The organism is Leucobacter exalbidus, assembly GCF_017834145.1.
GTDB classification, from domain to species: domain Bacteria; phylum Actinomycetota; class Actinomycetes; order Actinomycetales; family Microbacteriaceae; genus Leucobacter; species Leucobacter exalbidus.
This window is the reverse complement of record NZ_JAFIDA010000001.1, coordinates 1631523-1656860: the sequence shown is the minus strand read 5'-3', so window position 1 is coordinate 1656860 and position 25338 is coordinate 1631523. Positions and strand designations below refer to the sequence as shown.

The 25338-nt window shown below is 64.7% G+C and carries 21 protein-coding genes; 15 read left to right on the top strand and 6 right to left on the bottom strand.

Annotated features, from left to right (window positions below):
• Positions 1-2 precede the first annotated feature (2 nt).
• The 4 genes from JOF28_RS07465 (at position 3) to JOF28_RS07450 (ending at position 5394) form a co-directional block, all read left to right on the top strand.
• Positions 3-1493, top strand: coding sequence for an aldehyde dehydrogenase family protein (locus tag JOF28_RS07465; RefSeq protein ID WP_209705195.1), 1491 nt, complete (start codon positions 3-5; stop codon positions 1491-1493).
• Positions 1494-1725: 232 nt separating this feature from the next.
• On the top strand, positions 1726-2496 hold the full coding sequence (locus JOF28_RS07460; protein ID WP_209705194.1) for an SDR family NAD(P)-dependent oxidoreductase: 771 nt from the start codon (positions 1726-1728) through the stop codon (positions 2494-2496).
• A 37-nt stretch (positions 2497-2533) separates the two neighbouring features.
• Positions 2534-3949: a purine-cytosine permease family protein gene (locus JOF28_RS07455; RefSeq protein WP_209705193.1), complete on the top strand. Its 1416-nt coding sequence runs from the start codon at positions 2534-2536 to the stop codon at positions 3947-3949.
• 23 nt (positions 3950-3972) lie between these two features.
• Positions 3973-5394: an amidase family protein gene (locus JOF28_RS07450; protein ID WP_209705192.1), complete on the top strand. Its 1422-nt coding sequence runs from the start codon at positions 3973-3975 to the stop codon at positions 5392-5394.
• Here JOF28_RS07450 and JOF28_RS07445 read toward each other — a convergent pair whose 3' ends face one another.
• Positions 5395-6102: an SDR family oxidoreductase gene (locus JOF28_RS07445; RefSeq protein WP_342452115.1), complete on the bottom strand. Its 708-nt coding sequence runs from the start codon at positions 6100-6102 to the stop codon at positions 5395-5397. It abuts the gene before it with no gap.
• Entirely contained in the window at positions 6095-8458 is a 2364-nt protein-coding gene (locus JOF28_RS07440) for an FAD/NAD(P)-binding protein (protein WP_245189902.1), read from the bottom strand. The genes JOF28_RS07445 and JOF28_RS07440 overlap by 8 nt, the downstream gene beginning before the upstream one ends.
• Positions 8459-8562: 104 nt before the next feature.
• Here JOF28_RS07440 and JOF28_RS07435 point away from each other — a divergent pair, with 104 nt between their 5' ends.
• The 5 genes from JOF28_RS07435 to JOF28_RS07415 all read left to right on the top strand — a co-directional run bounded on the left by JOF28_RS07435 (position 8563) and on the right by JOF28_RS07415 (position 15202).
• The gene (locus JOF28_RS07435; protein ID WP_209705191.1) at positions 8563-10206 is read left to right on the top strand and encodes a TIGR04028 family ABC transporter substrate-binding protein; all 1644 of its coding nucleotides are present in this window, start codon (positions 8563-8565) and stop codon (positions 10204-10206) included.
• On the top strand, positions 10203-11156 hold the full coding sequence (locus JOF28_RS07430) for an ABC transporter permease (protein ID WP_209705190.1): 954 nt from the start codon (positions 10203-10205) through the stop codon (positions 11154-11156). Before JOF28_RS07435 ends, JOF28_RS07430 begins: the two co-directional genes overlap by 4 nt.
• Positions 11153-12001: an ABC transporter permease gene (locus tag JOF28_RS07425; protein ID WP_209705189.1), complete on the top strand. Its 849-nt coding sequence runs from the start codon at positions 11153-11155 to the stop codon at positions 11999-12001. Before JOF28_RS07430 ends, JOF28_RS07425 begins: the two co-directional genes overlap by 4 nt.
• Positions 11998-13740 carry a dipeptide ABC transporter ATP-binding protein gene (locus tag JOF28_RS07420; protein WP_209705188.1) on the top strand — a complete coding sequence of 581 codons (1743 nt, stop codon included), beginning with the start codon at positions 11998-12000 and terminating at the stop codon, positions 13738-13740. Before JOF28_RS07425 ends, JOF28_RS07420 begins: the two co-directional genes overlap by 4 nt.
• A gap of 61 nt (positions 13741-13801) precedes the next feature.
• A complete protein-coding gene (locus tag JOF28_RS07415; protein WP_209705187.1) occupies positions 13802-15202 on the top strand; it encodes an alkylhydroperoxidase domain protein in 1401 nt (466 codons plus the stop codon).
• Between the two features lie 52 nt (positions 15203-15254).
• On the opposite strand, the gene JOF28_RS07410 is transcribed toward JOF28_RS07415, so the two are convergent.
• Positions 15255-15818: a helix-turn-helix domain-containing protein gene (locus tag JOF28_RS07410; RefSeq protein ID WP_209705186.1), complete on the bottom strand. Its 564-nt coding sequence runs from the start codon at positions 15816-15818 to the stop codon at positions 15255-15257.
• Between the two features lie 67 nt (positions 15819-15885).
• Here JOF28_RS07410 and JOF28_RS07405 point away from each other — a divergent pair, with 67 nt between their 5' ends.
• The 4 genes from JOF28_RS07405 to JOF28_RS07390 are packed head-to-tail and all read left to right on the top strand — an operon-like array spanning position 15886 to position 19894.
• Complete coding sequence (locus tag JOF28_RS07405; protein WP_209705185.1) at positions 15886-16872, top strand: NAD(P)/FAD-dependent oxidoreductase; 987 nt, start codon at positions 15886-15888, stop codon at positions 16870-16872.
• Positions 16859-17554 (top strand): class I SAM-dependent methyltransferase, encoded by a 696-nt coding sequence (locus JOF28_RS07400; RefSeq protein ID WP_209705184.1) that lies wholly within the window; start codon positions 16859-16861, stop codon positions 17552-17554. The genes JOF28_RS07405 and JOF28_RS07400 overlap by 14 nt, the downstream gene beginning before the upstream one ends.
• Positions 17520-18695: a PqqD family protein gene (locus tag JOF28_RS07395; protein WP_209705183.1), complete on the top strand. Its 1176-nt coding sequence runs from the start codon at positions 17520-17522 to the stop codon at positions 18693-18695. Before JOF28_RS07400 ends, JOF28_RS07395 begins: the two co-directional genes overlap by 35 nt.
• A gap of 41 nt (positions 18696-18736) precedes the next feature.
• Entirely contained in the window at positions 18737-19894 is a 1158-nt protein-coding gene (locus tag JOF28_RS07390) for an LCP family protein (RefSeq protein WP_245189901.1), read from the top strand.
• On the opposite strand, the gene JOF28_RS07385 is transcribed toward JOF28_RS07390, so the two are convergent.
• Positions 19883-20149, bottom strand: coding sequence for a PqqD family protein (locus JOF28_RS07385; RefSeq protein ID WP_245190211.1), 267 nt, complete (start codon positions 20147-20149; stop codon positions 19883-19885). The two genes, JOF28_RS07390 and JOF28_RS07385, sit on opposite strands and share 12 nt — an antisense overlap.
• Entirely contained in the window at positions 20149-21156 is a 1008-nt protein-coding gene (locus tag JOF28_RS07380; RefSeq protein ID WP_209705181.1) for a nucleotidyltransferase family protein, read from the bottom strand. Before JOF28_RS07380 ends, JOF28_RS07385 begins: the two co-directional genes overlap by 1 nt.
• 198 nt (positions 21157-21354) lie before the next feature.
• On the opposite strand from JOF28_RS07380, the gene JOF28_RS07375 reads away from it, so the two are divergent.
• Complete coding sequence (locus tag JOF28_RS07375; protein ID WP_209705180.1) at positions 21355-22938, top strand: choice-of-anchor G family protein; 1584 nt, start codon at positions 21355-21357, stop codon at positions 22936-22938.
• A 33-nt stretch (positions 22939-22971) separates the two neighbouring features.
• Complete coding sequence (locus JOF28_RS07370; protein ID WP_209705179.1) at positions 22972-24018, top strand: glycosyltransferase family 4 protein; 1047 nt, start codon at positions 22972-22974, stop codon at positions 24016-24018.
• Here the strand turns inward: JOF28_RS07370 and JOF28_RS07365 are convergent.
• A complete protein-coding gene (locus JOF28_RS07365; protein WP_209705178.1) occupies positions 23995-25215 on the bottom strand; it encodes a hypothetical protein in 1221 nt (406 codons plus the stop codon). The two genes, JOF28_RS07370 and JOF28_RS07365, sit on opposite strands and share 24 nt — an antisense overlap.
• Positions 25216-25338 lie beyond the last annotated feature (123 nt).

The following is a 25338-nucleotide window of genomic DNA, read 5'->3' as shown; positions in this document are numbered from 1 at the left end:
TCATGTCTCGCAGTTTGAACGACTGGCAGGCTGCAGCAGCAGCGCTGAAGTTTGACGGTCGCCCGGTAATCGGGGGTGTTCGGGTCGACGCCCGTTCGGGTGAAACGATCGAAAAGACCAACCCTGCCACTGGAAAAGTGATCTCGCAGATCCATGCGTGCGGCCAAGAAGATGTCGATCTTGCTGTCGCGGCCGCGAGCGCAGCGTACGCTTCGGGCGAGTGGTCTCGCGCGGGCGTTGGGTTTCGTCGAGAGCGGCTGCTCGAGCTCGCACGGCTCATCGAGGAGCGCGCAGATGAGTTCGCGCTCTACGACTCCATTGACATGGGCAAGCCGGTGCGTGAGTCGGCCGCCATCGACGCACCCGGTTCTGCTGCGCTGTACCGGTTCTACGGTGAGGCGATTGAGAAGCAGGAAGACCTGATTCCGGTCACAGCTCCCGGGTCAACTGCGCTTGTCACGCGGGAAGCTCTCGGTGTCATCGGTGTGATCGTGGCCTGGAATTACCCCCTTGAAATTGCCACCTGGAAGATCGCGCCGGCGATCGCGGCGGGCAATGCCGTTGTGGTGAAGCCGCCGGTGGAAGCCTCGCACTCGACGCTGTTGCTGGCCGAGCTCGCGGTGCAGGCGGGTATTCCGGCTGGCATCTTGAACGTCGTTACCGGTCGGGGTTCGTCGGTGGGCAAGGCGCTCGCACTGCACGAAGACGTTGACATGCTGGCGTTCACGGGCTCAACCGAGGTGGCCAAGCAACTGCAGCAGTACGCCGGCCAGTCGAACATGAAGCGGCTTGCGCTTGAAGCAGGCGGTAAGAGCTCGAACCTGATTTTCGCCGACTGCGACGACCTCAAACTTGCGGCAGAGAAGGCGGCGTTCGGCAGCTTCTACAACCAGGGTGAGGTGTGCTCGGCAAACTCCCGCATCTTCGTGGAGCGCGCGGTGTACGAAGAGTTCCTCGGCTATTACGCAGAAGCAGCGAAGTCATATGCGCCGGGGGATCCGCTTGATCCGGCATCGGGTATCGGTTCGCTCGTGTCTGAAGCCCACGCAGATACGGTGTGGGCCACGGTCGAGAACGCGCGCCGCGATGGCACCATCGTGGCCGGAGGCACGCGGCCTGAAATCAATGGCTCACGCGCCTTCATTGAACCGACCATCGTCACGAATGTTCCCGCCGACCACGAAGTGCACACGCGAGAGATTTTCGGGCCAGTGGCGGTCGTCACCCCGTTCGACAGTGAGGACGAGGCCATCACGCTCGCGAACGGCACGCCCTTTGGGTTGGCGGCATCGCTCTGGACAGGCAGCTTCGCGCGCGCCCACCGGGTATCGCAGCGCCTCGTAGCGGGCACGGTGTCGGTGAACACCGTTGATGCGCTCGGGTTCACCACCCCGTTTGGCGGCTTCAAGCAGTCGGGCTTCGGCCGCGACCTCTCGGTGTACGCCCTCGAGAACTACACGGATTACAAGACCACCTGGATGCAGTGGGGGTAAATGCGGCGTGCATCCCAGCTAACCTGCTGGGTTGAGCTTCATCAATTCATTTCGGCGATCGTTTCTGTCTACAGAGGGTCGCCAAGCAAACTTCCGAAGTACTAGTTGCATCTGATTAGCAGATGGCAATGACATAAATTACATATTTCCGTTATTAAGACTTTGACACGAAACTAGGTCCTAACCGGGGGTTAAGTCTCGTGGCATGCAACGAAGCAGAAAGGCACCGAAAATGAACGGTCTCGCCCAGAAAGTGGCATTTGTAACTGGCGGCGGCTCTGGCATTGGACGCCAGGTATCGCACCGACTCGCTAGCGAAGGATCAAAAGTAGGCGTAGTAGATCTGCGCGAGGACGCGGCGCAAACCGTGGTCGACGAGATCGTTGCCGCCGGCGGTGAAGCGATGGTGATCGTGGCTGACGTAACCTCAAGCGCTCAGGTTGAGCAAGGGGTGGCGAAGCTCGTGGAGAGTTATGGTTCCCTGCATTACGTTGTGAACTGCGCTGGCGTCGCATTCGGCGAAGGCGGCGTAGTCGAGTGCAGCGAAGCGGCATGGGACAAGACCATGGCGATCAACGTGAAGAGCATCTTCCTCACGGGAAAGTTCGCAATCCCCAAGATCATTGAAGCCGGCGGCGGTTCAATTGTGAACATCGCATCGGTGTTTGGTCTGGTCGCGAATCCCGATGAGTGCGGGTACGCCGCTTCCAAGGGGGCCGTCATCAACCTCACGCGTCAGATGGCCGTGCAGCACGCGCGAGATGGCGTGCGCGTCAACGCGGTGTTGCCCTCAGACTGCGACACTCCCTTGATTGCGGGCCTGCTGGGAGTGGAAGGCGATGAGCTGACTGCTGCCAAGGCCGAGCTGGCTGCACCGATTCCTATGGGTCGTTTGGCGCAGCCCGAGGAAATTGCAGCGGGTATCGCGTTCCTGCTCTCCGATGATGCGGGCTTTATTACGGGTGTTTCGTTGCCCATCGACGGAGGGTTCCTGACCAAGTAGGTCAGGAATCTTCCTTACTCCGCGAAGGTATCTCAACATGACTGCAACGAAGCAATCTCAAGTTCCCACCATTGAAGATAAAACGATTCAGCCTATCCCCGAGGATGAACGGCACGGAAAGGCCCGTGATCTCTTCACGATCTGGTTCGGGTCGAACATTATGGTGCTCACCATCGTCACGGGTGCGCTCGCGACGACGGTCTTTGGCCTCGATTTTTGGACCGCCGTAGCAGCGGTCGCGATCGGTAACGTCGTGGGCGCAATATTCATGGCGTTGCACTCCGCCCAGGGCCCCCAGCTCGGGGTCCCCCAGATGGTGCAGACCCGTGGGCAGTTCGGGTCCTACGGATCACTCCTCGTAGTGGTTGTCACCGTATTGATGTACGTCGGCTTCTTCGCTGCGAACCTCGTACTAGGCGGCCAGGCGCTGTCCACGATTATCCCCGGTCTTCCGGTGAACGCGGGCATTCTCATCATCGGTATCGTCAGCGTTGTGGCCACAATTTATGGCTACCGATTGATTCACGCCTACACAAAGATCTTGAGCGTGGTTTCGGGCCTCGGCCTGGTTGTAGCATTTATTTGGCTTGGGGCGACGACGGGCGATGCCAGCGCGGTAGCGACAGGCGCATTCAACTGGGGTGGCTTCATGGGCACCGTTTCAGTTGCAGCCCTGTGGCAGATCGCGTATGCGCCGTATGTGTCCGATTACTCTCGTTACATGCCGAAGGATACTGGCCCGAAAACTGCGTTCTGGGCCTCATACTGGGGCTCGGTACTTGGTGCAACCTTCCCCATGATTCTCGGCGCGCTGGTCGGCGCCAAGCTGCTCGCAAGCGGCATGGACGCAGACAACGTCGTAGGCGGGATGGGTGAGCTGCTCCAGCCGCTGACCGTGCTCATTGTGGGCGTATTCTCGCTGGGTGTTGCTGCGACCAACTCGATGAACCTGTACTGCGGTGTGCTGTCGACGCTCACCGTGGTGCAAACGTTCAAACCGAATTGGGTGCCGCGTGCGAAGACCCGTGCTACGACCGCAGTAGTGATCTTCCTGCTCGCGCTGAGCTTGGCGCTCGTGGGCGCCGACGATTTCTTGGTGTACTACTCCAACTTCCTTGCGCTGCTGTTGTATGTCTTGGTTCCCTGGACTGCAATCAACCTGGTGGATTACTACCTGCTGAAGCACGGTAAATACCAGGTGGACGACTTCTTCCGTCAAGACGGTGGCATCTACGGTCGATTCAACTGGGTCGCCATCGCCTGTTACGTACTAGGCGCGATCGTGCAGATCCCCTTCATGGTGACTGCCCTCTACACCGGTCCCATCGGCGCAGCCCTTGGAGGCGTTGATATCTCCTGGATCGTGGGACTTGTAGTGATTTGCCCGGTGTACTTCTTCTGGGAGCGGGCGTCAGAGCGGCGTGCGAAGCCGCTCGTGCTTTCAACGGTTTAACTGTTTGGTCAAGCTGCAATGGGGTGCGCATCATCGATGCGCACCCCATTGCTATAGGCGCAAGGGGAATGGCCTTGGGTGAAAATTCACATAGAACGCTACATGAGGCAGAACTGCGGCTGGCGAGTTGGAACGCTAGTGACGCCCTCAGCCAGGCCAAGCGAGACCGGTTCGGTAGTTTTGTGGCAGTCGTTGATGAGTTGCACCGTCCGTTAAATAAAGCCAGCAGGGGGCTGTTGGAAGGGCTGCCTTTCGCTGCGAAGGACAATCTAAATACGGCCCGCTTGCCCACAACTGCAAACACCCCCTCGCTGTTGGGGCACTACAGCAATGCAGATAATCCTGTAATTCAAAGGGTAAGCGAAGCCGGTGCAGTGCTCATCGCGAAAACGAATATGCATGAGTTAGCTCTGGGAATCACTTCGGGGGCTGCTGCATTTCCTGCAACGACTAACCCGAGTGACCCCTCGTTGGTAGCGGGTGGTTCATCGGGCGGCTCAGCCGCGGCTGTTGCTTCAGGAATTGTTCCGTTTGCGCTCGGCACTGACACCGGTGGCTCGATCTCGATTCCCGCAGCATGGTGTGGAGTCTATGGTTTGCGGCCAACGACAGGGCGTTGGCCAGGCGGTGGTTTAATTCCGCTCTCGCCCACGCGAGACACCGTTGGCGTCATTGCCGCAAGCTTGCATACCTTGGCAGCAGTTGACGCGGTAGTGACTCAAGAGCATGGTCATAGTTCGGCGGCGAACGTGCCTATGTCGCCCCTGCGGATCGGTGTCCCAAAGAGCACGTCGCCATATGTGTCGGATCTCTCTGAAAACGTGGCTGGTGCATGGGCAATGGCGGTTGAAGCGTTGTCGAGTTCAGCCCGAGTGGAACTGATCCCCGTTGACACACATGAGTTTCATGAGATCGAAGGGCAGTGCGGACAAGAGATTGAACTCTATGAAATCTCTCATGCGCTAACGAGATACCTCGAAAATGCGCCTACCTCGGTAACGTATGCGCGGCTATGCGACGAAGCAGCGCGGGAAGACGTCAAAACACTCCTGGCGGAGGCTTTTCAGTTTCGGAATCGACATGACGAATATCGGCGTGCGAGGAGGATTCGGGAGCAGCTGCAAGGCAGGTATGAGGCTTTGTTTCGTGAGCACAATATTTGCTCGATGTTATATCCAACGACACCGATTACGGCCCCCGCACTTGCGCAAGAAACGTTTACATACGAGCGCGGGGCTCGCGAAGCGGTATTTGAAGTGGGCACGAGCAATTTAAATCCTGGATCTGTTGCAGGGCAGCCCGTGGTCACTGTTCCTATCGCGAACCCTGTCTCGCCGAAACACGTTGGCCTGTCATTGGAAGGTCAGCGGAATGACGACCGGTGGCTACTGGCAGTTGCGGCAGCGGTAGTTGAGATTCTTGCTCTAGCCGTAAGTCCTCGTTGACTATAACCGCGCGATCTCGCGGCGCGGGCGCACCGCCACATCGGTGATCTGCACGTCGGCCGGTGCGTCAACGACGTAGCGCACAGCCTGCGCGACCGAGGTTGGCTGGATGTATAGGTCGGCGCGGTATGCGGCTTCGTCGATCATGTCGCGCAGCATGGCGGTGTCGGTCTGGCCGGGGGCGACCGTCACCACGCGCACGAAGTTCGGCTCTTCATCGATGCGCAGCACATCGGCAACCGCGCGCAGTGCGTGCTTGCTCGCGCAGTACGGAGCGCTGCCCGGCACGGGGCGGGTGCTGGCGCCCGACCCAAGAAACACGACGGTGCCCCGGGCCGCACGAATCAGCGACAGTGCGTGCTTGGTAAGCACGGCAGGCGCGGTGACATTGATCGCCAGGGTGCGCGTCCAGTCTTCGGCCTCAGCCTCGTGCACCGCATACACCTCGCCGATGGCGGCGGCGTGCACGAGCACATCGAGCCGGTCGAGCGTACCAATGTGCGCCGCGACCGCTGCCGAGTCGGTGAGGTCGAGCTGCACCCCTGTGGCATTTGCGCCTGACGCTGCGACGGCGGCTTCGAGGCGTGCGGCGTCGCGCCCCACCAAGATGACGCGGTGTGTGCGGGCCAGATCGCGGGCGATCTCGCGGCCCATTCCTCCCGAAGCTCCGGTGACGAGGGCGACGGGCAGGGCAGAAACTTCAGACACGAAGTGCTCCTTCAACGGGGGTGGTGTGGAAAAGCTCGAGGCTAGGGTGCTGGGCGAGTGCGATGCTGATCGCGCTGCGCGCTACCCGATCAGTTTCGCGCAACATCGGCGGATCGGTGCCCGGCATTGGGCTGATCACGGTGTCATGCAGGGTCTGATCTGCGGGGATGCCGGCAACGTGCACCGCCGGATCGAGCGTGCCATCAGCCTGCATGAGACGCCCCGAAGCAGGGTCGACATCGAAACCACCGGTCGAGACCCCAGCCGCAGAGCTCTCGATCGCGAAGGCCTCGGCGCCTGAATCGCCAGCGGCTTTTCCCGGGGATTGCCTGCGGGCCACCCTGAACGAACGGGCCCGGCCACTGTCGAGCAGCGTGCGCGCGAGAGGCGACGCGGTGGCATCGAGCGAGTGGAAATGCATCCAGGCATCGACGAGTGCGGGGGCCTCAACCCGTGAACCGGCGACGCTCGGTGACTCACTGGCGAACCCGTCGGGGGTGATGTCGAGTGATGCATTCGGGCCGATGAAGCGCACGAGCCCCGCCTCGCACAGCGCGAGCAGCTGCCGGTTGCGAAAAGCGGGCGGGCCCGAGCCCACCATCCCGCCCACGGTGAACAGCATCCGAAAACCCGAGGCCCGCGACTCGGCATCGAAGCCGCCCACTGTGCCGATGCGGCTCGACGCCGCACGGGCCGCGCTGAGTGACCACAGGCCAGCCTTTAGCGGACTATCGACGCCGAGTTCGGCCTCGCGCAGATCGGCCGCGACGCGTTGACGCACCCACGCATCAAATTCCTCGGGTGACGCGAATACCCCCGAAGCCAGCTCAATTTCGCCCGACAGATCGAAGCGATCTGCCGGGTCGACGATGAACGGGGCCACCGCGCCCGCGATACGGGCCACGGTGTCGTGCAGATCAGGGGCGGCAGCGTGCGCGAGGGAGTCCGAGCCAACGGGGGAGCCTGCGCTCGCGGGCTGATCAATCTCAGCAATAGCACGCTCAATGCTGCGCGTGATGGCGTCGAAGATTGCTGCTGGAGCGCTCGCCGAAGTACCGCTGGCTACGGGGCCGCCGCTGAGCGATGCCTCGTCGAGCGATGCCTCGTCGAGCGAAGCCGCGTCGACCGAAGCCACGTCGAGCGTGAGTGCGTCGGGGTGCAGCCGCCCCAGCGTGCGGGCGTGGTCGAGGAACGCGTCGCCAACGATGCGCGGCCACAGCCTGCGATCAAAGTTGATGGGGCGGGGTTCTGTAGCCCAATCCACGGCGCGCAAGAACCGCAGCTCGGCCCGGGGCGGTAGCCCGCCGTACAGTGACTTCGAACGAAACGGCACCCCGCGGCGCGAGGTTGCGAAGACGACGGGTTCCTCGCCGCTCGGCAGATACCGCAGGCCTCCGGGGGCAGCCGCATCGGTCACAAACTCGCCGCCGCGGCCCAGGGTGAGCAGCGACAGTGTGTCGAAGAAACTCATGCCGAGGCCCCGCATGATGACGGCCGACCCGGCCGCGATCTGGCTGAGGTCTTGCTCGATGGGGCTCTCGGGTGGCACCCACACCGAGGCCGTCTGGGGGCGGGCGGCGAGCTGCTGCTCGGCCGCGGTCGCCGCAGTGGGCATCCATCCGGTCGCCAGCACCACAGAGCCCGCGGTGACGGTCGTGCCATCGCTGAGGGCGATGCGTTCGCCGTCCCCTGTGCGGGTGAGGCCCTCGGCGCGCGCGACGTGCCTGATCACGCGCACGCCCTCGGGTAACAGTGCGAGTGCGCGCTCAAAACACCAGATCAGGTACTCGCCGTACAGGGCGCGGCTCGGGTGCGATTCGGGGCGCATCGCCGCGAGCTCCGAGCGATACTCGGCGGCGAGGCCCGCGCGCACGGGGTGCGCCGCGAACGTACGAGCGCGCGCGGCGGGAACGAAGGCTGCGGCTGCGGGGATGCCTGCTGAAGCTGATCCGGATCCCGCGAACGCCAGCACGCACCACTCGTACAGCGTGGGGCCCTCGACGATGGGGCCCGCGACCGTGCTGCCGGGTTCGGTGAACAGGGTGACCGCGTCGGCGAGCGTGTTCATGCACAGATCGCGGGGTTGGTCGGTGCGCCAGATACGGCCCGCGCCGGTTTGGGTGTCGTCGATGACGTGCACGTCGAGGCCGCGTGCACCGCCCGCGGCCTGCGCCGCGAGCTGGGCATAGTTGGCACCGATGCGCTCGAGCAACGAGGTGCCGCGGGGGCCTGCGCCAATGATCGCGAGTGACGGGCGGGGTGAGCTGTGCATGTCACCGTTATACGCGCTTGGCTGGGCCAAGTGCGAAGCCGATGACTGAATGTGACGGGGCACGCCGTTTGGTGTCTCAAACATGTGGAACTGTTACACCGCAATTTCTCTAAATGTTATGTCTCGTATAACAATAGCTTTATTGCGTGCGGCGTATCGAGCGGCACGGTCAGAGAAACGGAACACACATGAAGAAGCGTCACCTCTCGTGGATCGCGGCAGCCGCGGCTTGCGCCATTGCGCTGACCGGCTGCTCGGCCAGCACTGCGGGCGGGGATGCTTCGGGTTCGGCAGCCGAGGGCGCGACCCTCACCTACCTCGAGCCGCAGACCTGGAACACGCTGTACCCGCCGGCCGGTGGCTTCTACCCCAACGGCGGCGTGCTGAACCAGATCACCGATCGCCTGCTCTACCAGAACCCCGAGACCAAAGAGCTCGAGCCGTGGATCGCCGCAGAGCTGCCCGAGGTGAACGACGACGCCACCGAGTACACCTTCAAGATTCGCGAGGGCGTCACCTACTCAGACGGCACCCCGCTGAACGCCGAGAATGTGGTCAAGAACCTCGACCTGTTCGGCCTGGGCGATAAGGATGCGGCGCTGCCCGTGTCTGAAGCGATCAACAACTACGACCACGGCGAGGCCGTCGACGAGTACACGGCGAAGTTCTTCTTCACCGCTCCCTCACCCGGGTTTGGTCAGGCCGTCTCGACCATCAACTCGGGCCTGATCTCGAATGACACCCTCGACCGCACCAACGAGCAGTTCGGCCCGGGCAACGCCGCCGAGATCATCGGCAGCGGCCCGTTCGTCATCACCGATGAGAAGCTCGGCAGCGAGCTCACCTTCGAAACGCGTGAAGATTACAACTGGGCCCCGCCGTCAAACGAACACCAGGGCGCCGCGCAGATCGCCGGCATCGACCTCATCGTCGCATCTGAGGCCAGCGTGCGCGTGGGCACCGTCACCTCGGGGCAGGCAGACATCGCCCGCACCATTCCGGCCCCCGACGAAGCACAGTTCGCGGCACCCGGCTTGAGCCTCGTGGCCGCCCCCACCAACGGCGTCAACAACGGCCTCAACTTCCGTGCCGGCCACGAACTACTGAGCGACATCGATGTGCGCCGCGCCATCATCGCCGGCATCGACCGTGAGGCCATCGTCGAGACCCTGTTCAGCGACAGCTACCCGCTCGCGACCGGCGTGCTCGCCAAGGGCGCGCTCGGCTACACCGACACCTCTGAGTTCTACGTGCACGACCCGAAGCTCGCCGAGAAGCTGCTTGATGAGGCGGGCTGGAAGCCCGGATCAGACGGGGTGCGCGAGAAGGATGGCCAGCGTCTCAGCCTCACCTTCAACGAGGCGCTGCCGCAGCCGCGCTCACGCGACGTGGTGACGCTGGTGCAGGAGCAGCTCGCACCGCTCGGCATCGAGGTCTCACTGTTCTCGGGCGACCAGGCCGCGCAGGATCAGGCCGTGCAAGACGCGAACACGATTCAGGTCTACCACTCGATGGTGGGCCGCGCCGACTACGACGTGCTGAAGTCACAGCTGTTCTCGGCGAACCGCAACACCCTGCGCAACCTCGACACCGCCACGGGTAAGGTCTTCGACCAGAAGCTTGACGACCTGCTCGCCGAGATCGCCTCGGTGCCCACCGCTGACGAGCGCCAGGCGGCTTCTGCCGCAGCTCAGCAGTACCTCGCCGAAGAAGCGTACGTGCTGCCCTTCTTCGAAGAGTCGCAGGTGTACGGCCTCAGCGACAAGGTGCAGGGCTTTGAGACCGAGTCGATCGGTCGGCCCTCGTTCTACGATGTGACCATCGCAGAATGACCCTCGGCGCATTCGCCCGGCGTCTCGGGCAGGCGGTGCTCGTGCTCGCCCTCGCATACACGGCGGCGTTCGTGCTGCTGTCTGCCCTGCCGGGCGACGCCATCATGGCCCGCTACGGCAGCCCCGACCTCGGCCTGACTCCGCAGCAGCTTGACGAGATTCGCGTCTCGTACGGCGCAGATCAGCCGGTGTTCTTGCGGTACCTCGACTCGATCTGGGCGTTCTTGCACGGTGACTTCGGGTACTCGGTGCACAGCGGTGCCTCGGTGTCAGCGCTGCTGGCCGAGGCGCTGCCCTCCACACTCACGCTCGCCAGCATCGCCCTGGTCGGCGCGGTATTTTTGGCCGTGACGATCGCCTTCACCGCGAGCTTCGGCCGTGGTGCCTGGCTGCGCCGGGCCGTGCGCAACCTGCCGCCCCTGTTCGTGTCACTGCCCGTGTTTTGGATCGGCATCGTGCTGATTCAGGTGTTTTCGTTCAAGCTGGGCCTCATTCCCGTCATCGGGGCGAGCCCGGCGCAGGCGCTCATTCTGCCTTCGATCACCCTGATGATTCCGATCGCCGCCCCGCTCGCGCAGGTGTTTCTGCGCAGCATCGATGAGGTGCGCGAGCAGCCCTTCGTGAACGTGGTGCGGGCCCGCGGCGCGAGTACCTCGTGGCTGCTGTGGCGCAACGTCGCCCCCAACGCCCTGCTGCCCGCGCTCACCATGGCCGGGCTGCTGTTTGGCGAACTCGTTGGCGGCGCCATTGTCACCGAGGCCGTGTTTGGCCGGGTCGGCATCGGGGCGCTCACCGCCCAGGCCGTCGCCCAGCGTGACACCCCCGTGCTGCTCGCCGTCGTGGTTATCGCCGCGGCCGTGTTCGTCACCATCAACCTCATCGTTGACCTGCTCTACCCCGTGCTTGATGCGCGGCTGCGGCAGAAACACTCGATCGGAGTCGCGGCATGACCACCACCGCAGCGCAGGCCACCCCCACGAAACCGCGCAACACCCGCCGCGTGCGGGTGCGCGCGGGGCTCGTGATCCCCGCCGCTATCTTGCTGATCGCCCTCGCCTGGGCGATCGCGCCCGGGCTATTCACCTCAGTGAGCCCCACCGAACAGGTGGGCGCCGCACTGCAGGGGCCGGGCCCCGGCCACTGGTTCGGCACCGACGCGACCGGCCGCGACGTGTACGCCCGCGTCGTCTACGGCGCATCACAGTCAATCTCAGCGGCCCTCATCGCCGTGCTCGTCGGCCTGATCTTCGGGTCACTCATCGGCGTCACCGCGGGCGCCACCGGCGGGTTCGTTGAGGAAGCGCTGATGCGCGTCGTCGACGTGCTGCTCGCCATCCCCACCCTGCTGCTGTCGCTCAGCGTCGTGATTCTGCTCGGCTTCGGCACCACCAACGCGGCCATCGCCGTGGGCGTCACCTCGGTCGCCGTGTTTGCCCGGCTCGCCCGCGCCCAGGTCGTGAGCGTGCGCGCCAGCGAGTTCGTCGAGGCCGCCTACGGTTCGGGCGGCACCTTCTTTGGAGTGCTGTGGCGCCACGTGCTGCCGAACTCAATGACCGCGGTTATCGCGCTCGCCGCCCTGCAGCTGGGCTCGGCCATCCTGCAGATCTCGACCCTTGGCTTCCTCGGCTACGGGGCGCCGCCCCCCACACCCGAGTGGGGCCTGCTGATCGCAGAGGGCCGCAACTACGTCGCCACCGCCTGGTGGCTCACCGTGCTGCCCGGCCTCGTGGTCGTGCTCGTGGTCGTCGCCAGTAACCGGCTCAGCCGCGCCATCGAACGAGGAGAGCACTCATGAGCTTGACCGTCAGCCCTGAAACCAACGCGGCGGGCGCCCCGGCCACCGTGACCCAAACAACCACAGCCCAGACCACCTCTGCGTCGACGGTGCCCCTGCTGAGCATTCGCGACCTCGCCGTGCAGTACCGCACCAGCGGCGGCGACGTCGATGCCGTGCACGGCGTCAGCTTTGACGTGGCCGCGGGCCAGGTCACCGCCATTGTGGGCGAATCGGGCTCGGGCAAAACGAGCGTCGCGCAGTCGGTCATCGGTCTGCTGCCCAGCAACGGCCGAGTGGCCCGCGGCAGCATCGTGTTCAACGAACGCCGCGAGGGCGCCACCGAACTCACCAGGCTGAGCGAGCGCAGCTGGCACGGGCTGCGGGGGCGCTGCATCGCGCTGATCCCGCAGGATCCGGGTAACTCACTCAACCCGATCGCCACGATCGGCACGAGCGTCGCCGAGTCGCTGCGCATTCACGGCCTGCGCGATCGCACCAAGGTGCGCAACCGCGTCATCGAACTGCTCGAACAGGTGGGCATCGACGATGCCCCGCGCCGTGCGAAGCAGTACCCGCACGAGCTGTCGGGCGGCATGCGCCAGCGCGTGCTGATCGCCGCGGCGATCGCGTCGAAGCCCGAGCTGATCATCGCCGACGAACCCACGAGTGCCCTCGATGTCACGGTGCAGCGCACCGTGCTCGACCTGCTCGATGACCTGCGCCGCGAGCAGGGCACCGGCGTCTTGTTCATCACCCACGACCTCGCCGTCGCCGCTGATCGCGCTGACTCGGTCGTTGTGATGCGATCCGGCGCTGTCCAAGAAGCAGGCCCCGCCGCGCAGGTGCTCGCGCACCCCGAGTCGGCATACACGCAGCAGCTCATCGCCGATGCGCCCTCGTTTGGCCGGGTCGTCGAACGCGAACACATTCAGGTGACTGAGCGCGCCGACCAGCCGGGGGCCACGAACCTGCTCACGGTGTCGAACCTGCGGCAGGAGTTTGCGGGCGCCCGCGGCACGGCCCCGTTTGTGGCCGTCAACGACGTCAGCTTCGCGGTGCCCCGCGGCACCACCCACGCCATTGTGGGGGAGTCGGGGTCGGGTAAAACCACCACGGGCCGCGCCATCGCGGGCTTCGCGCGCCCCACCTCGGGCAGCGTCTCGGTCGCCGGCGAAGAGGTCGTTGGCCTCTCGAAGCAGGCACTGCGCGAGTTTCGCCGCACCACCCAGATGGTGTACCAAAACCCGTATGGTTCGCTCGATCCGCGGCGCAGCATTGGCCAGACGCTTGCCGAGCCGCTGCGCAACTTTGGCATCGGTGAGCGTCGCGAGACCGGCGACCGGGTCGCCCAGGCGCTCGAGCTTGTCGCGCTGCCGGCAGAGTTTGCGAAGCGGCGCCCGCGCGAGCTCTCGGGCGGGCAGCGTCAGCGCGTGGCCATTGCCCGCGCTCTCATCGTCGAACCCGATCTCGTGGTGCTCGACGAGGCGGTGTCGGCGCTCGACGTGACGGTGCAGGCGCAGATCCTCAGACTGCTGGCCGATCTGCAGCGTGAGCTCGGGCTCACCTACGTCTTCATCTCGCACGACCTCGCGGTGGTGCGCCAGATTTCTGACACGGTTTCGGTGCTGCAGCGCGGCCGCCAAGTGGAATACGGCGACGCCGAACAGGTGTTCTCGAACCCGCAAGATCCCTACACGCGTCAGCTGCTTGACGCGATCCCCGGCCAGGCCGGTGTGGTGCCCACGCGCCACTGGTAACCCGCACGCGGTTCACCCAGATCCCGCACATTTCCCTTTCAGTCATCCCAGAGGACGCCCTATGACCCCCACCGTTGCAGCCGAGCTGTCAGTTTCTGAGCGCGCAGCCTCGAGCTTCGTGCCCCGCACCGCCGACGTGATTGCCGCGCTCGCTGAGATCACCCCGGGTGACGCCCGCGATCTCGCCCGGGCCCGCAGGCCCGAAGCGAGCGCGCACGCGCAGGGCAGCTTCGAGGCACTGTTCGTGCCGAGCGACGCCTCGCAGGTGTCGCTCGTGGAGCGTGCCGCCGTGGCCCTGTTCGTAGCCCGACTGCACGAGCAGCCCGTTGCGGTCGAGTTCTACGGTGCGCTGCTGCGCGAGACTGGCGGCGGCCCGGGCGTCGAACCGCTGATCGTGGCTGAGGCCGAAGCCGCTGCGGGGCAGGGCCCGTACGGCAACTTCCATGCCGAGAATGCTGGCGAGAGCGTTGCCGGCCCCGTTTACACGGTGGAGTCAGTTGAGGCGGCGTATGCGCTGGGTGACCATCTCTCGGCCGCCCTCGAGTACGCGCACATGCTCGTGTTGCACCCGCGCGATGCCGGGCGCGAGCACCTGAAGCAGCTGCTTGAAGCGGGCTGGAGCACGACCGGCATCGTGACCCTGTCGCAGCTGATCGCGTTTCTGACGTTTCAATTTCGGGTGGTTGAGGGCCTGCGAGTCATCGCGGGGCAGCACCAGGCGTCGGGCCCCGCGGCGGCCAGCCCCGAGCTGTCGCAGCGTCTTTCGGCGCTGGCGGGCGAGGTAGCTGTGGCCGCCAGCGCGGCCGTAGCAGGTGAGGCCACCGGTGAGGTGACCGTGTTTGAGACGTTGCCGCAGGCTCCCAAGGTGGTCGAGCCGCCCCGTTTTACGAGCGATGCGCTGGGCTGGAAGCCGTGGCTTGAGCCGCTGCCCGCCGCTGAGTTCACGCCCCAGCACCACGAGGCGCTGGTTGAACCCGAGCGCATTCACATGCCGTACTTCAGACTGCTCGCCCGTGACCCCGATGCCCTGCGCGAGCGCACCCTCACCGACATCGATATCTTCTTCAACACCGACGCAGGACTGCCGCGCGCTGAGCGCGAGGTCGCGGCCGCCGCTTCTTCACGCTTTACCGGCTGCGTGTTCTGCGCATCGGTGCACGCACGCTTCGGCATTGAACAGGGCGCCGACGCGGGCATCGTGCAGCGACTGCTCGACGAGGGCGTCACCCGGTTCACCGCGGAAAACACTGCCGAGCAGCCGAGCTTTGGCCCGCGATGGGACGCCATCATTGGCGCCACCGTTGCCCTCACCGCGACCCCGCCCCGCCTGGGCGAGGCCGAGGTCGCGCAGCTGCGGGCCGCAGGGCTCGAGGAGCTTGAGCTGCTCGACGTCGTGCAGGCCGGCTCCTTCTTCAACTGGGCCAACCGGCTGATGCTGTCGCTGGGAGAGCCGACGGTCTAGCTCGGCGCCCATCGCTCTAGCTCAGAAGCCATCACACGGCGGGGAGCGCACGCTATTCCAGCGTGCGCTCCCCGCCGTGCATATGCAGCCGTTCGCCGACGGTGTTAAACAGGCTGATGATCTCGGCTGGCGCGCTGCCCTCGGCGTACATGAGGTGGGGGATCGTAGTGTCGAACTCGGCGGCCTCGCCGCGCTCGAGCACGTGCTCGCGATCGCCCAGCACGAGCCGCAGCTGGCCCGAGAGTACGTAGAGCCATTCGTGGCCTTCGTGGGTTTGCAATGGGCGATCCGGCACCACCGGTGGATAGATAATCTTGTACGCCCGCACATCGGATTCTTCGCGGGTGAGGGGCGCGATTGTGAGCCCATCACGCTTGACCGCCTGGCGGTGCACGCGCGGGTCGCGGTCGGGCGGATCGAGTAGATCGTCGATGCGGATGCCCAGCTGCCTGGTGAGCGGCAGCAGCAGCTCGAGGCTGGCCTGGCGCTTGCCTGATTCGAGCCGCGACAGGGTGCTCGGCGAGAGACTCGCGCGCCCGGCGAGCTCGTCGAGTGTCCAGCCTCGCTCTTGGCGTGCGGCCCGCAGCCGGGCCCCGAGGTGTGCGAGTTCGTCCATAACGAACCTCCTTGCTGGTTTCGCAAACTAGATTGCAAGTATCGCATGCCGGGCGCAAGATTGAGCCATGACTCAGAAAAAACAGTGGGATGCTATTATCATCGGCGGCGGTGCCGCAGGCCTCAGCGCAGCACAGGCACTCGGCCGCTCGCTCAGGCGCACGCTCGTGCTCGATGCGGGCAGCCCCCGCAACCGATTTGCCGCGAACGTGCACAACACCCTCGGGCACGACGGCAAGACTCCGGCCGAGCTTGTCGCAGTGGGCCGGGCAGAGGCCGAACAGTACGGCGTCGAGTTTCGTACGGGAACTGTGCAGACGGTGACCGACATCGAAGGCGGCTTGCGCGTCACATTTGCACCGAGCACAGGCGGCGCTGACTGTGACGAGGCCAGCGCCAACAACGCCGTCGAAACCTTCGAAACGCGAGCACTCATCGTCGCCACAGGCGTGCGAGACATCCTCCCCGACATCGCCGGCCTTGCCGACTACTGGGGCCGCTGCGTGCTGCACTGCCCCTACTGCCACGGCTGGGAGGTGCGCGGCCGCCGCCTCGGTGTGATCGCCGATTCACCCGCCTCGCTGGGCAAGGCCAAGATGCTGCGCCAGTGGAGCGACGATCTCACGATCTTTAGCGCGGGCATGGGTGACATCGACGAAGCTACCGCACGCGGGTTCGCCGCCCGCAACGTGCGGCTCGTGCCCTCACCGGTCGCCGAGGTGCAGGGTGACGGCACCCAGATGACCGCGATCGTGACCGCAGACGGTCAGAGCTACCCGATCGACGCGGTCTTCGCGATGGGGGCGATGCACCCGATCGACGAGTTCCTCAGCGAGTTGCAGCTCACCCGCGAAGCGGGCATGTGGGGCAGCTTCATCGCCACCGATGCCATGGGCCAAACGAGCCACCCGCGCATCTGGGCGGTCGGAAATGTCGTGGATCCGGTGGCCACCGTGCCTGTCGTGATGGGCAGCGGAGCCATGACCGGCGCCATCGCAAATATGGTGCTGATCAACGAAGACTACGAGCAGGCGGTGCAGCATGCAGGCGCATAACCACGGCGAGCACGCCGCCACAGAAACGACTGCCACCCCAGCCGAGTTCTGGGAACAGCGGTACGCAGAATCAGGGCAAATCTGGTCAGGGCGCGTCAATCACACGCTCGCCCAGGTCGCCTCTGCCTGGCAGCCGGGCCGCTCGCTCGACCTCGGCTGCGGCGAGGGCGGCGACGCCCTGTGGCTGGCCGAGCAGGGCTGGGCGGCCACCGGCATTGATCTGTCGCCCACCGCGGTGGCCCGCGCGCACGCCGAGGCTGCGGCCCGGGGCCTCGAGAACGCACGTTTCGTGGCGGCAGACCTGCAGGACTGGGTCGATTTCGGCCCCCGGATCGACGCAACCCCCGACGGCTTCGACCTCATCACCGCGAGCTTCATGCAGTCACCCGTCGAGCTGCCGCGCGAGCGCATTCTGCAGGCCGCAACCGCGCGGCTCACCCAGGGCGGCCGGCTCATGATCCTGTCACACGCGGCCGCGCCGCCGTGGGCGAAAAACCACCCGGGGGAGTTCCTCTCGCCCGTGGGTGAGCTCGCCCTCTTGGGGATCGACGACGCGGGCAGCGGCCCGACCGGTGACTGGACCATTGAGATTGCCGAGGTGCGTGAGCGCCAGGCGACCGGCCCCGACGGCCATCAGCATCGCCTCGATGACACCGTCGTGGTGGTGCGCCGCAACCGGTAGTGTGGGCGGCATGAGCGGGTATCTCGACATCAGTGCCCTCGGCGCCGTACTGCGGCTGCCGCTGAGCGAGCTGGTGACGGCGGCCGAACCACCTGCCGCACCAGATCTCGCTGAGCGGGTGCGCACGGCCTGGCACGATGCCGCCGCACCCGCCGGCAGCGAGGCAGACCGTGACGCGGGTGCTCCCGCAGGCATCGTATTTCCCGCCACAGCCCATGCCGACCGCTTTATGGAGTCGCTGTCGAGTGAGATCACCCAGGCCGCCCTGCTGCTGCGCGCCGGGCAACTCGCGATGCTGCACGCCGGCGGGATCGCGCTCGCAGACGGCCGCGTGATCTGCTTCGTGGCCGCCTCGGGCCACGGCAAAACGACGTTGACGCGCATGCTCAGCGAGCTGCACGGGTACGTGTCAGACGAGACCATCGCGTTCGACGAACAGCTGCGCGTGTACCCGTACCGCAAACCCCTCTCGGTCGTGACCCCTGGGCGCAGCAAACAGCAGCTCGCCCCCAGCGGCCTCGGGCTGCGCGAGCTTCCGCAAGCTCCGCTGCGGCTCGCAGCCCTCGTGCTGCTGGACCGGCAAGGCGCTGCGGCCGCGCCACGAGCCGAGGCAGCGGCGGGTCCATCAGCCCCCACGCTGCGGCCGGTGTCCCTGCGTGAGGCGCTCGGAGAACTACTCGCCCAAAGCAGTTACTCGGCGCAACTGCCCGGGCCGCTCCAGCGCTTCGCCCAGGCCATCAGCGAGGTGGGCGGAGTGTGGTCGCTGAGTTACCGCGAGGCCGCCGATGTGCGCGAAGCCTTCCCGCGTCTGGCAGCCGAACTCTTGGCGCCCGGCACCGCCGAAGCGTGGCACCCGGTACCCGATCACCTCGTGGAACGCTCGGGCGCGGGCGACGCGATCGTGCTCGCATCTGGGGAGGCGCTGGTGTTTGCCGCCCAGCACCTGCACGCCCTGAGCGATGTGGCCGCCGAGGTGTGGCAGGGCGCACTCGCTGGTGACGCGGCTGAGCAGCTCGCCGCGCGGGTAGTAGCTCGCTTCGGAACACCTCCGGCCGAGACGGGCATTGATCCGGCGCACTACGTTGCCACCACTATCGCTGAACTGCGCGAGGCCGGTGTGCTGCCCACCTCGCCCGCATGACGGTGTAGGCTCTCGGTCATTCGGCAGAAGAGGGGACGGCGATGGACGAGGCCTCTATTTCTGACATCCTTACTGAGCTTGAAGGCTCGGCAGAGGACGGGACGCCAGTGGGCGCAAGCGACGCTGAGGGCGATGCGCAACCGCGCACCCGGCGGTCTTCAAGCTCCTCAAAAACCGGTCACGGTCGCCGCAGGCGCCGGTCAAAACGCAGCAGCCGCCAGAGACTGCTGCGCAACTGGCTCATCGTGCTGGGTGTGCTCGTGTTGATGCTCGGCACCGCGTACGCCCTGCTCATGGTGGCGTTCAACGGTATCGACCGCATCAGCATCGAGCAAGATCCCACGCTCAAACGCCCCGCCGTCGTGAAGGTCGCCGCGGGCGAGCGCGAGCCGATCAACATTCTGTTGCTCGGTTCAGACTCCCGCGAACCCGCCGACACCGATGATGCGGGCGAGCAACAGCGCGGCTTCCGCACCGACGCCATCTTGGTCGCGCAGCTCTCGCCCGACCGCGAACACCTCACCATCATGTCGATCATGCGCGACAACTGGGTCGAGGTGCAGGGCGTGGGCGAAGCCAAGATCAACGCCGCGGCCGCGCACGGAGGGCTCGCCCTCACCGTCAACACTGTCGAAAACTTCATCGATGCGCGCATCGACCACGTCGCCCTGATTGGGTTCGACGCCTTCGAAGGGCTCACCAACGCGGTGGGCGGGGTGACCGTGCACAACGACATTGCGTACACGGCCCAAAACGGTGGCGGTGACTTCACCTTCAAGGAGGGCGAGATCACGCTGAACGGCGAACAGGCGCTGTCGTTTGTGCGCGAGCGGTACGCATTCAGCGACGGCGATTACCAGCGCGTGCGCAACCAGCAGAAGTACCTGAAAGCCCTGATGGGTGAACTCATGAGCGGGGAAACCCTCGGTAACGCGGGCAAGATCACCGGCACGTTCCAGGCGATCAGGCCCTACCTCACGCTCAGCGACAGCCTCAACCTACAAAGCGCGGTGTCGCTGGGCTTCGACAGCCGCGGGCTGCGCCAGGGCGGCATCAAGATGTTCACGAGCCCCACGCTCGGCACCGCCACCTCGGCAGATGGCCAGTCCATCGTGCAGCCCGACTGGAAAGAACTCGAGGGCGTGCGCGCAGCGTTTCGCGACGGCACAGTGCACGACTACGCCGCATCACTCGACTAGCGCGAGCCCCTGCTGCGCCAGCTCTGCCAAGAACGCCCGCACGTCTTCGGCGATGAGTGCGGAATCCACCCCATACAGCTGCGCGACATCGGCGACAATGTCGGCCTCGGCGCGGGGTTCTGTGCGGAGCACATGCCACACCGCTGCCGCCTGACGCTCAAGAACCAGGGGTGGGTGCGACAGGTCTCCGCTTAGCGGCATAACGGCCGCCCGCTCCAATGACTCCACCGAGGCAACCTCGGCCCTGCGCCACATCACGACGCGTGCAATTCTGTCGTGCGTTGCAGGGCTTTACGCGCGCTCGCCGCAGTACGCAGGCCGCGGCGGGTGCGTCGCCACCAGCCACGCGCGAGCTGCCAGGGGCCGGCCCCGATAAACGGGTCGGCGGCGCGCAGTGCCTGGGGTGAGGGGAATACGGCGTGAACAGCGACGAGGGGTTTGCGCCACAGCGGCGCCCGTGACAGCTCGTGCACCCATCCGGCCACGGCGTGATCTGACGCCTGATGCAGCAGCCACGCCTGCAGATGCTGGTCGTATTCGGCGTCAGCGGACGGCTGTTCAAAGTCGGTGAAACCCAGTGCGCGCAAAAACGGGTTCGCCGTCTGCTCGGCATTGAGCTCGCGGGCGTAGTCGCGCACCAGGGCGCGGGTGCTTGGATCGGCGTTCACTGCTTCGACCAGAAACTGGTATTCGGCGGCACGGCGCCGCACCTGTGTGAGATTGCGTGACTCCCGCAGTACGTGCAGCGCGAGAATGAGTGCTGCATCGGCCCGGCTCGGCACATCGATCGGTGCTCCCGCGAGTTGCACCCGGCGTCGCCTGTTCCAGAGTATTTCGAAGGCATCGGCCTCGAGCATCAGAAACCCGGGCCAGTTCCAGTGCAGGTCGATGTCGACCGACCAGCCTGGGTGAGACAGGCTGACCGAGTGCGGTGGCAACAGCATGGGGAAGCCCGGGGCGGGGCGTGTGGTCCAGCCAGCGCGGCCCAGCGCCTCAACAAATAGGTCGAGCTGGGATGGATCAACGAGCAGGTCGGCATCGTAGGAGGAGCGCGGGCCCCTGAGCCCATCTGCTGCGGCCTGCGGGCCTTTCAATACCAGCATGCGCACCCCGTGTCGGGCCGCCAGCTGGCCGGCGAACGCGGTGACAAGAGGAACGGCTTCTTCGAGTGAGAGGCTGGTGCCAAGGGCGCGTGGATCGTCGTAGGCCATCAGCTTCTCCCCTCTGACGAGTTCACGAAACCCCGATAACAAACTATTCATGGAGTTCGCGAGGGTAATTCATATAACCCACATTGATCATATTGAGTCTATCGGCTAGCGTGGTGTTTATATGCCCGAGCTATCGCTCTGGTTATTAGGGGCTACGGGGGGACCGTTGTGGAATCGAAAAATGAATTAGGCGCGCCAAAACCCTCTGCGGGCAGCGCGTTTCGACTACCTGAGGTAAATCGACGTAACGTGCTCATTGGAGCTGGCTGGGCCGCGCCCGCCATCATGATGAGCCAGGCAGTCCCCGCGTTCGCGGCGAGCTTTGACGCCTGTGCGCCGGCGGGCACCCTCTTCGACACCGAAGCACAGGGACGACTGCTTGGCGGTAACCTGCTCGGTATTGATCTCGATGCCATCGCTCAGGTCGTTCCCGCTAACGCTATCGAGCTTGCATCTTCGCCCGAGTCGTCTCAGACGAACGTCAGCCCGCTCTCGGTTCAGCTGCTCAGCAGTGTTCTGCTGAACCTCAATGGGCTCGGCAACGTGCTGTCAGACGTGCTCGCGTTTGCAGCCCCTGCAGACACCGGCGCCCTCGCACAGTATGCCTATGCACACGAAGAGCCGGGCCTCGTAGAAGCCGCAGCTCTCGTGGGTTACACCCACGGTGCATCTGGTGCAGTGAGCGACTCAAGCGGTGCGATCAACTTCGAAAGCCTCAAGGCCGAAGCCCCGCAGCTGGCAACCCTCAGCCTGAAGGCGATCCTTGAGAACCTCACGGGCCCGGGCGTCGCCGAGCTGCTCGCGCAGATCGCCGACCTCGACCTGATTATCGGTGCAGTGGGCGGTTACGCTCGCCTCGATTCGCTCTGCCAGACCCCCGACCTCATGACCGAGGTCGAGCGCGACTATGTGATCGCGTACCTGAAGCTGGTGGTGAAGGCCGAGCTCATCGTCGCTGGCCTGCTGCAAGGCGTAATTCAGGCGATTCAGACCATCACGATCGACACCCAGGCGCTCACTGCGCTCATTGGCCAGCTCCTCGGCCCTATTGGTCACTTGCTGGGGACGCTGCTGAACCAGACGCTGACCGTGAAGCTCACCGTCGATGCAGCCTCGCTCACCGCGGAGCCGATTCCCGCAACACAGCCGGCCGGGCTGCAGATCGACTTCAACACGGGCGAGTTGACCCTCGACCTCGAAACACTTTTGGGCGGTGCCTACGACGGCCAGCTCTCGACGCTGCTCAACAACCAGCCGCCCAATAGCCAGCTGTTCGTCGACATTCCGATCCCCGGTTCTGGCGTCACTGACATCGTGCGCGGCTGGGTAATTGACTCCCTGATCCCGCGGCTGCTCGACGCGGTATACCTCAAGGTCACGCTGGGTTCAGTGAGCGGGCTCCTGGCAACCGGATTGCTGCTCGAGGGAACCCTTCGGCAGTTCCTTGAAGGCACGGCTACTGCGACTTTAAGGGTTCTCGGGGCACCAATTCTAGGGTTCGACGCGCTCATTAATGGTTTGCTCGGTGGCGTGGGCCAGTTTGTACTTGACGCGATCACAAACCTGCTGGCCCCTGCGGGCGCGCTCAATGCCGTGTTTGATGTCTTGAATGCGCTGCTCGGCAATGTGTTCCAGGTGCTGACCAACGTCGTTGCGATTATTCTCAACGAGCAGTGGGAGACCCCGCAGTCCGCGGCCTACGATGCCAACAACCCTAAGGTTCAGACCCCGCGATACCACGAGGCCGCCCTGAATGTGCGTGCCCTCGGTGTGCTCAACGTGCTCGATCTGAAGCTGGGCACAGGGTACGCAGGGCATCACACTCAGCGATAGCCTCAACCTTATGCAACGCACGAGGGTGACTTCTTGACCGCTCAGCCCCTGTCGATCGCCGCGAATAACGGCAGCATTGGCGGGGGCGAAGTCATGCTGCTCAACATCGCCGAGGCGCTGCGAGAACTTGACCGCCCCGTAACGGTCGTCGCCCCCACCGGAAGTGGTGGCATGTCTGAACTCGCTGACGAAGCTCGCCGTCGCGGCTTCGCCGTCACCGGGCTACCAGCCAGCTCTCGCTCTGAGTGGATGCGGAAATTGCGTGCGTGGGATCGGCGCGAGCGTAGGGGTGTGCTGTGGTGTAACGGGCTCGTGGCTGCTGCCGCAACGGCCGGCCACCGCGACCGAATCGTGCACCTGCATCAGCGGCCTCAAAGCCGGGCGCAGCAGCTTCTATACTGGGCAGCCAAAATACGCGCATTACGTGTACTGGTGCCCTCCGCGGATATGCGTGCCATCATGCCGGGTACCTTCGCGCTCGGAAACTGGTGTGAGGCGAGCCCGCTCGGGCAGATCCAACGACCATCACCAAGCACGCCGGTGAAACTTGGTTTTCTTGGGCGCCTCTCGATGGACAAAGGCATCGGCACACTCACAGAAGCATTGAGCCTCCTTGACGAGCGCTCCCCCGGTGGCTACAGACTGGCGCTCGCGGGCAGCTCCAAATTTGTGGATGCCGAGTCGACGGATGCCGCCGAACATGCGCTGCGCGAAGTGGAGCACCTTGTGGATCGGCTCGGCTGGGTGAGCCGCGACGAGCTTCTCGCAGGCATCGACTTACTTGCGGTGCCTTCGCGGGCCCCCGAATCATTTGGACTCGTCGCCGCCGAGGCTATGGTCGCGCGTGTGCCCGTCATCGTGAGCGATGCCGGGGCACTGCCCGAGGTCGTGGGTCCTCGCGGTAAGGTTGTGCCTGCGAGCGACCCGGCCGCGCTCGCAACGGCGATCGAGCATGCCGCGGAGCACTGGGTCGACACCGTGGTGCGCACGCATGAGTTACGCGACCGGTGGGCAGCCGAGTATTCGCCGACAGCGGGCCGCGCTCGTGTGGCCGCGCTACTGGCTGACTTGGGGTGCTGATCCTCGCTGTCGGGCGAGCTCGAAATCACCGTGGATGCGGCGGTCGTGCTTGAACGGATCGTGTTCCACGATGAGCGCGAGCCCCACCCCGAGCAACACAAACCCGATCGGGGCGAAGAATACCTCCCCCAAACGGGTGGCCGCGAGCAGCGCAAAGAGGGTCGCGGCACCGGTCACGGCGCTCGCGTACGACCGGCGTCGCTGGTTGAGTAGCCCGAACCCCACGAGAACGTAGAGCGCGACGACTCCGATGAGCGCGGGGTAGCCGCCCTCGGCGATCAGCGCGTCGTACGAATTATGGAAGAACCAAAACAGGCCCTCGACTTCGGTGTTAGCTTCACCGAGGCCACCACCGTACCAGGGGGTTTCGGCTACTTTAATGTCGGTGGCGGCGTCGATGCGATCTCGCAATGCATCTGACCCTGCGCGAGTTACGGCATAGCTGCCGCTCTCAGCGAGGTTTTGATCGAGCCAGGCAAATGAAGCCGCCAGAGCCGCGCCCAGCAGCGCTTGAAATGCGAGGCCCAGGCGTGGAGCGAGGAACAGCCAAATTGCGGCCAGACCGTAGGCAGCCATCGAGGTGCGCGAATCGGTGAGCACAAGGGCTCCGGCCCCCGCCGCGAGGATGATGAGTCTCAGCCAAGCTCTGCGCGTGGTGAGGGAACACAACAGGGCACTGATGCCGTAGACGAGGCCGGCCGCATTCTTATCGGCGAGGTAGCCAGTAAGCACCCCGCCGTACGTGTTGGGAGCGATGCCCGCGTAAAACAGGGCAGCGTTGATGACGAGAGCCCCACCCAATCCCTTGAGCGCCGACACCACATCGATGCGGCCGCTCGCCAGAAAGCCGCTCACAGTGAGCAGCAGCGCGATGTTACCCAGCCGCCTTACGAAGTCGACGTCTTGTACGAGTGAAACGGTCATCAAATACGCCAGCAGTAGGAGCGCTACAATGGGAAACCATCTGACCCGCTCGAGTGAGCGTGTGGGTCGCCGAAATGATGCAGTGAAGAGCAACACGATCATGGCCACCTGTGCAAGCGGCACACTGACCGGCAAGAATGGGGCATCGATGCGCATGATGATGAATCCCATGAGCACCGCGTCAATAATGCGCGCGGAATGCTTAGCTGGGAACAGCTGATCGCCGATGAAAGACGTGCGCACCTGATATGCGGGCGTTGCCTGGTGAGTCACGATTCCATTGTCTCAGATTCAATGCAGAGAACCACACTGAGTTTTAAACCGGATATGATTCATATTTGAAGTGCATATGACAGATTATGTGTTTTGGTGCACTGAAATCTGAAAAATGAACAA